This is a genomic window from Cytobacillus oceanisediminis, assembly GCF_022811925.1.
In the GTDB taxonomy this organism is placed as follows: Bacteria; Bacillota; Bacilli; order Bacillales; family Cytobacillaceae; genus Cytobacillus; species Cytobacillus oceanisediminis_D.
Map to the genome: position 1 here is coordinate 2,607,882 of NZ_CP065511.1, position 12,800 is coordinate 2,620,681.

Here is a 12,800-nt window from a genome sequence, read left to right on the forward strand (position 1 = left end):
CTTAAGAGTGCTAAACAATATTTAAATATCATATTAGTTAATTTGTGTCAATCAGCATGAACTGGCTTTCTTTCTAAATGATTTCTTCGGCACATTCACCAAGATTGCGTATTGTCTCTTTTAATTGCCTCGACAGCTGTTTTGGACCCCATTTCGCTCTCTGATTGTCCAGATCAGATTGTATTAGCATCATCATCCAAACCGAAAAAACAGCTGAAAACAAATAATATTCCTGTTTGAATTTTTCCCTGTCAGGAGCAGAAATTTGAATTTCTTCACAATAACAGTCCAGAATCATATTTCGCAAAGTATGGTTACCTGTCTTAGGGAAATCCGGATGTGAAATATCGATTAAATGGAACAAATCCCAAAAAGGTGTGTTCAAGTGGCAATGTTCCCAGTCCAGAACCACTGTCTTATCGCCCGCATACCCAAAGTTCCCCTGGTGCAAATCCCCATGGCAAAGAACCTTCACAGCGGAAAAGGGTTTACTGGTAAATGCACTGAAAATGATATTGCCTAAACGCTCTGAAACATTATGTAACCTAAGAATAGTAAAAACTTTCTCTTTGTTCTGCAGAATATGGTCTGCCATGTCCTCAATAGGCGGTTTAGGACCTTTCAGCTGTGCATGGGAAAACCGCTCAGCGGGCAAAGAGTGCCATTTGGCCATTAATGCAGTTAGTTCCAGTGCAATATTTGAATCAAATGTATGTGTAATGGTGCCAAGGTCCTCTAAAATAATCCAATTATTGCTTAGTTTGTTTTGAACGGAGTACGACAGGATTTTTGGAAACTTTAGCGGGAGTTCTGCCAGTACATTTTCGAAAATCCATACTTCTTTTCCAAGCTGAGTATTGTTTGTCAGAGGTTTGAAAATATAGCTTTTTGAAGCATCTATAAAAAAGCGCTCGACAAACCGGCCGTTCGCTCCCTGATATAAATTCTCTCTTCTTAAAATGTAACGGTCATTTAGAGTCCCGTTTGCAGTCACAATATTAGTAAACAAGCTGGCGCTCCCCCTTAATAGGCATCCTATCTCACCATATATATCAAGCTTCTTTTAAAAATAATACTGCTTTTTTCACTGCACAAAAAAAGTATCCTGTAAAAGGATACTTTTTATAGCAAACTGAATTCATAGCCTTTATTTCGGATCTCAGCAATTAAACCAGGAAGAGCTTCAACAGTCTGGGCTAATTCATGTAAAAGAATGATCGCCCCGTCTTCCAGGTTCTCTACAACGTTTGCGATTATTTGTTCAGGCTGTTCTTTAAGCTCCCAGTCCATTGACGAGATTCTCCACATGATGGTTGTTAGACCAAGCTGTTTGGCTGCAGTTATAGTATGTTCATTGTACTGCCCAAATGGGGGCCGGAAAAGCTTTACTCCCTGGCCGATGATCGACTCAATCTTAGTTTTGCTGTTGAGGAGGTCCTGAATTTGTTCATTTGGAGTTAATTTAACATAGTTGGAATGCTTTGAAGAGTGAGTGCCTATCTGATGACCTTCTTCCATGACTCTTTTCCACGGACGCTGAGTGTATAAAAGCCTGGATTGCCAGAAGAATACAGCTGGAACATTCTCTTTCTTCAAGATATCCAATATTTCCGGAAGAACTCTTCCTGGTCCATCATCAAAGGTCAACACCACTGTTTTCTTCGATATATGGCCCTCATTAAACAGTTTGATATCAGGGTCATTCGAAACGTACACGACGTTCGAGCTATCCACTACTCATGGACAATTGGCCATTTCCTCTGCCTCCTTATCTAAGTTGAACGGATATATGATTTTTCGCCATAACTTTCTGCATCATATGTAAATACATACATATCGTCTGTAAACTGCTCTGGTTTATCATCAAAAACGACTTCCCCATCTTTTAAAGCGATAATGCGGGTTGCATAACGTTTAGCTAACTGAACATCATGGACATTTATAATGGTTTGAAGCTTATGCCGCTCATGCATCTCCTGAAGCAGGCTGAATATCCGGTCTGAAGTTCCCGGATCCAGGCTCGCAACAGGCTCGTCGCCTAGAAGGAACCTTGGCTTTTGAAGGAGAGCCCTTGCAATGCCGACTCTCTGTTTCTGCCCTCCACTAAGATGCTCGACCCTGCGATCGGCAAAATCGGCTAAGCCCACCTCTGCAATGACTTGTTTAGCCTGAGCTTTTTCTTCATCTGTGAACCATCCAATAAGGTTTTTGAAGCTGCTCCTGTAGCCGAACATGCCTGTCAGAACATTTTGCAGGACAGTCAATCGTGGAATTAAATTAAAATGCTGAAAGATCATTCCCATCTCCCTGCGGATTTTTCGAAGCTGTTCATCACTCAGTGCAGAAAAGGATAGGCCATCCCAGATGATTTCCCCTGATGATGGTGTCTGCAAGCCATTTAAACAGCGGATCAAAGTGGATTTTCCAGCACCGCTTTTACCTAACACACAAACAAAATCACCAGGATGGATCTTAAGGTTTATGGAATTCAGGGCATTATGCTTCATGCCGGGATAACGGACTGTTATATTTCGAATCTCAAGCATTTCAGGCCTCCTTTATATCACTCGGTTCCTAACATAGCTTCCGAAAAGATCCACTAGAATAACGATGATCATAATAACCAGTACATCGAGCGAAACTGAACTGTATTGGAAGGTTTTAAAATCATTAAAAAGTCTTTGGCCAATTCCTCCACCGCCAATAAAACCCAATATAAGAGAAGTTCGAATGGCAACCTCAAACCGGTAGAAGTAATTCGACAATACATTTGGCCATATTTGGGGCAGGATGCTGAAGAGAGAAGCAAACCAGCTTTTTGCACCAACTGCTTTCATGGCCTCCTGCGGGCCGGGATCGGATGCTTCAATGAGTTCTGAGATCAGTTTTCCCAGAACCCCAATGTTATGAAACATAATGGCCAGGACAGCAGGAAAAGGACCAAGTCCAAGAGCCGTAAGAAGAATCAGACCGAAAACAATTTCAGGGATGGAACGGACAAAACTGAGGCCGACTCTGGTTAAATGGTAAATAAGTTTAGAGCCGGACGTGTTTTTGGCGGCCATAAAGCTTAAGGGAAGTCCGATAATTAGCCCGAAAAAGCTTCCCAGAAAAGCCATGGCCAATGTTTCCAGACTGTCTTCAAGTATCTTTGGAAGAAGAGAAAAATCCATCGGGAACCAATGGGACAGAAAGTCAATCATATTGCGGAAGTCTTTGAATTTCGATAAATCGAATTCCGTTAGCCGCATGCTTAGATAAACAAATAAAGCCAACACCAAATATGTTAATATGCTGTGTTTTTTAAACCACAATCTTATCAGCCCTATTCTTTAATGAGTCCCTCTTTTAGGGCAGCCTGGCGGATGCTTTCATAATCTTCATTGCTTGCTTCTGTAAATCCGCTTGCCCCGAAAGCATCCAGAATTTCCGGATCTTCAATCGCCAGAAATGCTTCTTTTAATGCTTTAATCGTTTCATCATCGGTGTTTTCATGTACAGCCCATGGGTACTGAAAAAGCTTTTCTGATTTCCAGATGGTTTTAATCTGATTTCCATCCACTTTTCCTGAATCCACTAGTTGATTGTAAATGGCGCTGTCGATCGCACCTGCATCAACCTGCTTATTTTGAACTGCCAATGCAGTAGCATCATGCGAGCCGGTAAATCTGACGGACTTAAAGCTGTGTTCATCCTCTGATTTGTAAACTTCGCGGTCCTTCAATTCAATGGATGGGATTAGAGATCCTGAAGTTGAATTGATATCACCGAAGGCAAAGTCAGCTTCACTGCTGTCTTTCAGGAAATCTTCAAGTGAATTCCATGGATTGTCTTTATGGGTGATGATATATGAATAATAGAATGGCTCTCCATCGATCAGCTGTGTAATGATGGCTTTTGCGCCGCTCTTCTCATGTGCAACAACATATGTTAACGGGCCGAAATAAGCCATATCAATTTTATCGTAGTTCATGGCTTCCACTACCCCGTTATAATCCGGATATACTTCTACAGCTACATCCCTATCGAGTTTTTCCGATAAAGTGGACTGCAGCTTCTCCATGGCAGCTTCCATGGATCCCTCTGTTTGAACTGGGATGACCCCAATGGTGAATGTTTCTTTCGATTTTTCTTTTCCGTTTCCGTCTGTGTTATCTGCTTCATTGCCGCTGCATGCTGACAGGAGCATCAGTGAAAAGATAGTCAGGAGCATTAAGAATTTTTTCATGTTTGCACTTCCTTGTTCTGTTTTTTAGTAAAGGTAAAAAAGGACTCTTTTCGAGTCCTTTTTTCAGATAACAGTAATCTTTCCAGGATTCTGATCTGTGACAGTCCCAATGATGGAAGCCCATTCTACTCCTTTTTCCTTAAGGTCTTTTAGGAGCAATTCAGCTTCTGTTTCAGGAACGGTTATTAAAAGTCCCCCAGAAGTGATGGCATCACATAGTATCACTTGGTCCACATCATCAATATTTTCATACTGAATCCGGCCGGACAGCCATTTATGATTCTTTTTGGAGCCTCCAGGAATAATATTCTGTTCAGCAAGCTCTCTTGTTTTAGAAAGGATTGGAACGGCTTTGCTTTCAATGGTAATGCCTGTGCCGCTTCCTTCCGCAATCTCCATTGCGTGGCCTAGAAGGCCAAAACCAGTAATGTCTGTGCAGGCATTGACCTGGTAGTTATCCATAGCTTCAGCTGCGTCTTTATTTAAGGCAGCCATGACTTCCATTACACGGTCGATTCCTTCCTGATCCAGCATATCCCTTTTTATCGCTTGAGTAAGTATCCCCACGCCAATCGGCTTGGTTAAAATCAGTTTGTCACCAGGTTTGGCTCCTGCATTTGTTCTAACCCGTTCAGGATGTACTGTTCCAGTCACAGATAAACCGAATTTTGGCTCCTGGTCATCAATGGAGTGCCCTCCAACTAAAACAGCACCGGATTCTCTAACTTTATCGGATGCGCCAGCCAGAATGTCTGCAAGTATGCCTTTATCCAATTTGCTGATTGGAAAACCTACAATATTCATAACGGTTATTGGCTTTCCGCCCATAGCGTAAATATCGCTAAGTGAATTGGCTGCGGCAATCTGCCCGAACATATACGGGTCATCCACGATAGGAGTAAAGAAATCAAGTGTCTGCACCAGGGCAGTTTCATCATTTATTTTATATACGCCTGCATCATCAGATGTATCCAGTCCTACTAAAAGGTTGGGGTCAGGTACAGACTTTGGCAAATGACGCAGAACCTGCGCCAGGTCTTCAGGACCAATTTTGCATCCTCAGCCGCCTTTTGTAGATAAAGAAGTTAGTTTTATGATTTCTTCTCTCGACATATTTCTCTCTCCTTGCCTATTCATTATTTACTTGGGGACTTTTCTAAAATTGTTTTGTAAATTTTTTGAAGTGTTTTAGCTTCATATTCAGAAGAATGGCTGCATTCAACATAGGATTTGGCAGCCCGCCCCAATTTTATCCTCAACTCGTAATTATTCACTAGTTTGTCTGCATAATCAAGAAATTCGACCGGATTAGTATAGATTAATCCGGTTTCCTGATGGTCAATGATATTTCGGTTGCCCAGGTTATTGGCTGCAAGTACTGGAAGGCGATATTCCATGGCTTCTAAAAGAGCTGCAGGCTGGCCTTCAGAATGGGATGTATTCAATACGGCATCAGTTTGCCTGTATAGCTCTCCCATATGATGATGGGGGATTTGCCCAAGATATTGAATCCACTCTTTATTCTCTTCTGCAAGGGACTTTACAATATATCCTTCTTCTTCTTCAATAATAGGGCCCGCCAGCCAAAGGCGTATCCCGGGATTTTTTTCGTAAATCATTTTAAGCTTTTCTATGGCAAAAGGGATATTTTTTACCTTGCGGATCCCTGCCGGCAGCAAAAATAAAAAAGTGCCAGGTTCCTTTTTATAATCGCCTCCAGGTTCAGGAAATATTACAGTGCCCTGATGGATAACACTAATTTTATCTCTTGCCTCGGGAAGTTCTTTTGCCAGTACCAGCTTGGCTTCTTCATCAAATACGTGTATAGCTTCGGCATGGAGGATGGTTTCAAAAACAACGGCTTTTTTTACCGGATCATAAAGATCGATATTTAAGTCTGTGCCTGTCATGGTTACAACATATCTTTCAGGCCTTTTACCAAGCCCTTTAATAAATTCGCCAAACCTGTAAGCGTTAAAGCCATGCACGATATCAGCTTTTGGCAGGCAAGTTAATTCGCGATCGTCTGTGATATTAAAGATTTTAGTCTCGATGCCCAGTTTATTAAGTCCATCAGAAATACGCTGAACGGTAACCGTATTTCCTCTTGCCTGGTGAAAATTTGGGCTTGCCAGAAGTACTTTCATCCCTTCATCCTTCACAATTATATTTGCACTATCTTCTTTTTAATTAAAGTTTGCATCAATTATTGCAGGAATATTTCATCCTGTCCATTAATTAAATTTCAGCAAGCTGTTCTTTTTATTATGACAATAAAAAAGCCTGTTCCCTAAGTCAAGAAACAGGCCAGATCCTTCTATTGGTTACCGAATTCTTCTACAAGATCTCTGAATTTCCGAAGTGAGTTTTCAATTGGATATGGGGAAGTCAGATCCACTCCGGTTTTCTTTAACAGCTCAAGCGGGTAATCGGAACTTCCGCTTTTTAAGAACTCAAGATAGCTATGCAGCGTTTCTTTGTCCCCTTCAAGAATTTTCGCTGCCAAATGAATGGCAGACGCAAACCCGGTAGCGTACTTATAGACATAAAATGGACGGTAAAAATGAGGGATCCTTGCCCAGCCGAATTTTACCTCTTCATCAAAGACTATTTCATCCCCGTTGTATTCGCGGAATAAGCTTTCATAAATTCCGCTGAAAACTTCAGCGTTAAGCGGCTTTCCCTTTTCCGCTAATTCATGCGTTTTCATCTCAAACTCAGCAAACATGACTTGGGTGAAGAAGGTTCCTTTAAACTGATCAATAAAATGATTAAGGAGATGTCTGCGGACTAGATTATCCTTTTCTCTGTTCAGCAAATAATGAATCAACAGCACTTCGTTCACTGTTGAAGCCACTTCCGCTACAAAGATGCTATAACGGGCGGTAATCTGGGGCTGGTGCTGTGAGCTCAGCTTACTGTGGACACCATGTCCGCATTCATGAGCAAGTGTAAAAAGGCTGTCCAGATCATCACGGTGATTCAGCAGGATATAAGGATGAACGCCATAGATGCCCAGGTTATACGCCCCTGACCGCTTCCCTGGAGTTTCCCGCACGTCAATATAGCGCCCTGACTTAAACTCTTTGAGAATATTAATATAATCCTCTCCAAGAGGCTCCAGTGCTTTACACATCGTATCATAAGCTTCTTCGTAGGATATATCAGGTTTTACTCCCTTTACTAATGGAACACTCAAATCATATTGCCTCAGCTCATCAAGGCCTAACTGTTTCTTGCGGACACTGGCATACTGATGCATTGCCCCAATATTTTTTTTAGTCGTCTCAATAAGATTTACATATACTTCCTTTGGCACCTTATCTCCAAATAATCCTTTTTCAAGGGCTGAAGGATAATTCCGGATTTTGGCCATGCTCACATTGTTTTTTATCGCAGCAGAAAGGGTGGATGCAATGGAATTCTTTAGCTGCACATAAGGCTGGTAATAGGCCTTATATGCTTCTTTCCTCTTTTCCCGGTCTTCCTCTTCCATAATTTTTGCATACATGCCTCGTGTCAGTTCAACCTTTTCGCCATCGTCTTTTGTTACATCGCCAAACTTTATATCAGCATTATTCATCATTCCAAATGTATGACTGGGAACTGAAAGTGCTTCGCCAAGGCGGGACAGAATTTCTTCCTTGTCTTTATTAAGGACATGCGCCTTATAGCGGAAAGATTCAAGCAGGTCTTCCTCAAAGTATTTCAAGCCCTTTTCCTCAGCAATATACCCGTTTAGCGTTTCTTCATCCAGGCTTAAAAGAAAAGGCATAAAAAAAGAAGTGGATGAACTGATTTTAACGCTCAATTGCTTTGCCCTGTCCACAAATGCCTGCGAATCAGTGACCCGTGTGTCTTCATCTGTTTTCAGCATCGCATATGCATATAGCTTATTAAATATGTAAGAAAGTTTTTCTTTTTGCTCGAGATATTGATACAGGGAATAACCATCGTGAATCTGTCCATCAAAGGTCTTCAGCTTATCAGCTAATTGTTCAATCCTCTGGTAATCTTCCTCCCATTTTTCCAAACTTGAATAAATGTCTTCCAGATTCCATTTTTCATTCAACGGAACATCATTTCTGTTTTTGAATGTCTTCATCATATAGACTCCTTTACCGCAAAACTGTCATTCATTTATTAACTATATTCAAAAGTTATCGGAAAAACCCTTCCCCATTTTTGATTTTATCACGAACGGCCATTAAAATAATCTTGAAAGGATGTGGACGGATTGGCAATAACTCTGCCTCATATTGAAGACCCAAACAATACGGCCTATTTTCCTCCAGTGGGGAATTTTGAAACTTTTCAGGACGATGCCCATTATGAAGAAAAAGTCAGGGAATGGGGATTATCAACTACACGGGAAGTTAAGAAGGAATTCTGGTATAAAGAAAAAACACACCAGCGTCTTGTAACCGTTAAAGGTTATCAGGCATACGGTGAATCTGGTGATTATTATACGATCATAATTGAATTTCAGGACGGAAATCTGAGCTGCATACACCCGGCTTATCTTAAAGAGATGCAGTCCCCAAGCTTTGGAAAAGCACTGGCTGCTGATTTTGCGGACACCTCCTCAGCTCCTTTTGAAAAGGAAGCTCCCAAAAAAGCCAGTGAGAAGTCTGAAGATGTTACTAAGAATCCGCCTGAAAACAGCATTAAGACAAAGCCTTCAGCAAAAAAAGCCAAGAAGGAAAAAGAGCCTGCATTGGAACTGCCTGCAGAAAAGGTCCATTTTACAGCTAAAGTAAAACAATTTGCCTTGAGCTGGAACCATTTCAATGAAGACAATGATGAAGTAATCGTCCTAGAAGATGTTGTTATTCAAGAGGATGAACCGATTGAAGTGGGGCTTGGATGGTGCTCCCACTCAAAAACTCTGAAGAAATTTGAACTTCAGCCAGGGGAAAGCCTTGAATTTGATGGAAAAATTGTTAAAAAGAAACTGCCTAAAGGGAAAGACTGTGACGAGGAATTTATTGTAGAAGAAGCAGTGACATATAAGATTAATAATCCTTCAAAAATCAAAAAAAGCTAAGAGTGGACGCTCTTAGCTTTTTTATGATTATAAAAGAATTCTTTTTTCCCCCTCGATTTCCTGGATTGGGCTGATATTTTGTGTAAATTCAAGGGTTCCTGCATAGCTTCCATTTTCATCCCTTACAGCAAAATAACGGATATAAACATATTTATCTCTGAATTTTATCCAGAAATCTTCAGAGTCTTTTCGGCCTGCCTTGAAATCCTTCAGCAATTCTTCCACAGCATGGACACTGCGGGGAGGATGGCAATTCTGCACGGTTCGCCCTATCACGGCTTTGGTTCTGGCAAAGATTCTTTCCTTTCCGTGAGAGAAATAGCGGACTATGTCTTCATGATCAATAAATGTGATATCAACAGGCAAGTGATTGAATAATAGCTCCAGCTGTTTCAATGATAAAATGCCAGTTTCCATTTTGATATAGCCTTCTGATATTGCATTCCCGTCAATCCCTTTGCGTTCGGGCTTCCATTCTCCTTCCGGGCCGGTCAGACAGAAGCCAATCTCGTCGCTCTCACGGGCAATCTTAACCCATTCATCTTCTGTAAGATTCTTTAAGGCCATGGGGAAAAGGATATTTTCCTCCCTGTAAATCATGGCGCTTATTTCATTGAAAATGAAACGCACGGCATTGGTGACCTTTTGCTTGTCCCCGTCGTAATGGCTGAGCAGGTTCTTGGCATCCTTGATTCCATCCCTGATAAAGTCATCAATGCTCCACATATTATTTGTTGGACCATAGATTCCGTACTTCTCCAAGTATGGGAAAAGCAGATTTTCCTTCCGGCTGTAATGCTTATCAAGATCAAGCAGCAGGATGCAGTCTTCTAATAGTTTATATGCATTTTCCCCGTTATCCTCCTGGATGAACGCCTCGAGATGGACTTTTACCTTTTCCCTCAAATGCTTATCAATTGCCCTATTCTCCCGGATGAATGTATGTATGGGGTGTCCAGGCTGTTCTTCCGGCTTTGGATGAGCAGTTTCGCCTTCATTGTTCTGAACAGGACCGTTGTGATGGTCCTGATGTTCGCGGTTATTAATCAATTCGCTCACTGTACTTTTCCTCCTATAGCAATTCTTTTTCAAGGCCGTTTATATTGCTTATAAGGAATGTACCATAGGGGAAAAGTTTGGGATGTGATGAGAATCATATTTTTATTGAAAGTTTATTGTATTATTCCAGAATGGAATGTAAGCAATAAATTACCACCCCCTCCTTGTTCTCTTTTTTGATACACTTTGAAAGGATTGAATGATGGAGGTTTACAATTTAGTGAAAAGAATATACCAAATGCTGATAATAATTGTTCTTATTTTTTCCAGCGGATTTGCTGCAGGCATTTACTATACAAACAACACGGATCAGCTCCAGCCTTTAAAACAGCCTGTGCCGGTTTCACAATCCAGCAAACTTCCGGTCAAAAAAGGTATCCCGGAGCTTTCAGAGATTCCCGAAAAAGTGCTGATGGGGTATGTCCAGGATTACCGTGATCCAAATTCGATTGACTATTCAAATCTGTCTCATATCTTATTTTCTTTCGCTCATCCTGAGAAGGACGGAAGCATTTCTTTAAATGGTGATTCAGCGCTGGAAAATCTGCGAAGTGTGGTAAGAAATGCACACGAGCAAGATGTAAAGGCCTTACTTGCTGTAGGCGGATGGTTTCATATCAATGGCGGGGAATCTTATGATTATTTTAAACAAGCCATAGCTGATGACTCCTCGAGAGATAGGCTGGTAAAAGAACTGGCGGGGCTGGCCCAAAACGAAAACCTTGATGGCATTGATATTGATTTTGAGCATCCGCGTTCCAAAGAGGATGCAAAATACCTGGCTGTCTTTATCAATAAACTTAGCGAAGTACTTCATTCAAACGGCAAAGTGCTGTCTGTTGCGGTCCATGCAAAAATTCATAGTGTAACTGGGACAGAGACGGGCTATGTTGTTTATGAGCCTGCAATGTTCCAGAAGGTTGATTATGTAAATATTATGGCTTATGATGGCCAGTGGGATGGCGGATACAATGCCGCTAATCTTTCTCCGTACTCCTTTACAGAGAATATCGCAAACTATTGGGGACAACTATTTGATTCACAGGGTATTCCAAAAGATAAGCTGGTTCTGGGGGTTCCGCTTTATGCTCAGCCGGAAGATCCTGCCATTAAGCCTGTATCATATAATGCAGTCATAAATGATAATCCTGAAAACGCAGCTAAAGATAGGATCAGCCTTAATGGCACCGACTACTACTATAATGGTGCCAATACGATGAAAAAGAAAACTGCCCTGGCTCTAAATTACGGATTCGGCGGAATGATGATCTGGGAAGTTGGCCATGACGCCAAAGGGCGATACAGCCTTACTGGAATGATTGCTGAAGTGCTCCAAAATACAGAAGAACCCGTGAAGTATTATTCCTTGAAAAATGCAAAATGAGAAAAAGAGCATGGGTAGCACCCTTGCTCTTTTTTACGGATTCAAATCACAATAGTAAAAACTTTTTAATTTCCTCCCGCCGATCCTGATAGACCTTCTCCCCGAGCATAATCAAATCCTCCACAAACTTTATTTCATCAAATGGCATTTCTTCCCCCAGCTCTTCATTTATGCGCAAGTAATTTTCTCCGAGGAGATGCTTGCAATGGTAGGTAACAGATTCGGAAGATAAATGAAGGGCCAGGTCCAAAAGCTTCGGGGTAACTTTCATGGACGGCAGCTGGAAAGGCAGCCAATGCTTTACACCCCAGTATTTATTATGATCAATCGTAAAGTCAATTTTTTGAAGACCCGTTCCAAGGGAAAGGATTTTTATATTTTGCAGTTCCTCCCTGAAGTGATGCATAGCCTCCGTAATGCAAACGAGTGAGGGATTATTCGCCCAAAGCCCTCCGTCTATCGATAAATAACTGTTGCTGATGTTGTTCGGAGGGAAATAAACAGGTGCTGAACAGGAGGAAAGGACTGCGTCCCAAAGCTTCATTGATAAACTTTCATTTTCAGTACTGCCGTAATTGGAACGGTGGATAAATGGCTTGCCATGGGTCACATCGACTGCTGGAATTAAAAGCGGCTTTTTGATATCGGAAAGCTCAGTTTCGCCAAAAGCTTTTCGGATAAAACGCCGCAGGTACTTATCACTGTATACACTTTTAAAGAGACCAACCTTTGCCTGTTTTACAAAAATCTTTTTCCCGAATGATTCGTATCCTTTTAAGACCTCGCTCATATCTCTCTTCAGGATCAGTGAAGAGGCAATTATCGATCCGGTGCTTGTGCCTGCAATCATATCAAAATAGTCGCCTGCTTGCAGATTCAGTTCCTCTTCGAGAGCTTTTAAAATACTGACGGCAAAAACACCTCGTATTCCACCGCCATCGATGCATAATATTTTCATTGGATCACCTGCTGTTTCAGTCCTTTTGTAAGATTTGCCCCTTTAATATTTGAGAAATTAGGTTCTCTGAAGAATGGAAGCTTAAGCATTTTCCTATGTAAAAAAAAGAGAAGGAATCATTCCT

At 41.4% G+C, this 12,800-nt stretch carries 12 protein-coding genes; 2 read left to right on the forward strand and 10 right to left on the reverse strand.

Going from position 1 to position 12,800, the window contains the following annotated elements:
- Positions 1-73: 73 nt before the first annotated feature.
- The 8 genes from IRB79_RS13220 to pepF all read right to left on the reverse strand — a co-directional run bounded on the left by IRB79_RS13220 (position 74) and on the right by pepF (position 8,333).
- Positions 74-1,009 carry a phosphotransferase gene (locus IRB79_RS13220; RefSeq protein WP_243508987.1) on the reverse strand — a complete coding sequence of 312 codons (936 nt, stop codon included), beginning with the start codon at positions 1,007-1,009 and terminating at the stop codon, positions 74-76.
- A 113-nt stretch (positions 1,010-1,122) separates the two neighbouring features.
- Positions 1,123-1,734, reverse strand: a complete 612-nt coding sequence (locus IRB79_RS13225) for a polysaccharide deacetylase family protein (RefSeq protein ID WP_243508988.1) — start codon at positions 1,732-1,734, stop codon at positions 1,123-1,125.
- Between the two features lie 38 nt (positions 1,735-1,772).
- Positions 1,773-2,546: a phosphonate ABC transporter ATP-binding protein gene (phnC, locus tag IRB79_RS13230; protein WP_243508990.1), complete on the reverse strand. Its 774-nt coding sequence runs from the start codon at positions 2,544-2,546 to the stop codon at positions 1,773-1,775.
- A 12-nt stretch (positions 2,547-2,558) separates the two neighbouring features.
- Positions 2,559-3,314, reverse strand: coding sequence for a phosphonate ABC transporter, permease protein PhnE (gene phnE / locus IRB79_RS13235; protein WP_243508992.1), 756 nt, complete (start codon positions 3,312-3,314; stop codon positions 2,559-2,561).
- A gap of 11 nt (positions 3,315-3,325) precedes the next feature.
- Positions 3,326-4,228 carry a phosphate/phosphite/phosphonate ABC transporter substrate-binding protein gene (gene phnD / locus IRB79_RS13240; RefSeq protein ID WP_243508994.1) on the reverse strand — a complete coding sequence of 301 codons (903 nt, stop codon included), beginning with the start codon at positions 4,226-4,228 and terminating at the stop codon, positions 3,326-3,328.
- Positions 4,229-4,291: 63 nt separating this feature from the next.
- Complete coding sequence (selD, locus tag IRB79_RS13245; RefSeq protein ID WP_243508996.1) at positions 4,292-5,341, reverse strand: selenide, water dikinase SelD; 1,050 nt, start codon at positions 5,339-5,341, stop codon at positions 4,292-4,294.
- 23 nt (positions 5,342-5,364) lie between these two features.
- On the reverse strand, positions 5,365-6,375 hold the full coding sequence (locus tag IRB79_RS13250) for a glycosyltransferase (RefSeq protein WP_243508998.1): 1,011 nt from the start codon (positions 6,373-6,375) through the stop codon (positions 5,365-5,367).
- 170 nt (positions 6,376-6,545) lie between these two features.
- Positions 6,546-8,333, reverse strand: a complete 1,788-nt coding sequence (gene pepF / locus IRB79_RS13255) for an oligoendopeptidase F (protein WP_243509400.1) — start codon at positions 8,331-8,333, stop codon at positions 6,546-6,548.
- 123 nt (positions 8,334-8,456) lie between these two features.
- On the opposite strand from pepF, the gene IRB79_RS13260 reads away from it, so the two are divergent.
- Positions 8,457-9,275: a hypothetical protein gene (locus IRB79_RS13260; RefSeq protein ID WP_243508999.1), complete on the forward strand. Its 819-nt coding sequence runs from the start codon at positions 8,457-8,459 to the stop codon at positions 9,273-9,275.
- Positions 9,276-9,302: 27 nt separating this feature from the next.
- On the opposite strand, the gene IRB79_RS13265 is transcribed toward IRB79_RS13260, so the two are convergent.
- Positions 9,303-10,334 (reverse strand): DUF438 domain-containing protein, encoded by a 1,032-nt coding sequence (locus IRB79_RS13265; protein ID WP_243509001.1) that lies wholly within the window; start codon positions 10,332-10,334, stop codon positions 9,303-9,305.
- Between the two features lie 220 nt (positions 10,335-10,554).
- Between IRB79_RS13265 and IRB79_RS13270 the strand changes: the two genes are divergently transcribed.
- Positions 10,555-11,718, forward strand: coding sequence for a glycosyl hydrolase family 18 protein (locus IRB79_RS13270; RefSeq protein ID WP_243509003.1), 1,164 nt, complete (start codon positions 10,555-10,557; stop codon positions 11,716-11,718).
- Between the two features lie 46 nt (positions 11,719-11,764).
- Here the strand turns inward: IRB79_RS13270 and IRB79_RS13275 are convergent, their stop codons facing one another.
- Positions 11,765-12,676, reverse strand: coding sequence for a CBASS cGAMP-activated phospholipase (locus IRB79_RS13275; RefSeq protein WP_243509004.1), 912 nt, complete (start codon positions 12,674-12,676; stop codon positions 11,765-11,767).
- Positions 12,677-12,800 lie beyond the last annotated feature (124 nt).

Coding starts and splice junctions, on each gene's coding strand:
- phnC (WP_243508990.1), bottom strand. CDS start 2,546: ATGCTTGAGATTCGAAATATAACAGTCCGTTATCCCGGCATGAAGCAT.
- phnD (WP_243508994.1), bottom strand. CDS start 4,228: ATGAAAAAATTCTTAATGCTCCTGACTATCTTTTCACTGATGCTCCTG.
- IRB79_RS13250 (WP_243508998.1), bottom strand. CDS start 6,375: ATGAAAGTACTTCTGGCAAGCCCAAATTTTCACCAGGCAAGAGGAAAT.
- pepF (WP_243509400.1), bottom strand. CDS start 8,333: ATGAAGACATTCAAAAACAGAAATGATGTTCCGTTGAATGAAAAATGG.
- IRB79_RS13275 (WP_243509004.1), bottom strand. CDS start 12,676: ATGAAAATATTATGCATCGATGGCGGTGGAATACGAGGTGTTTTTGCC.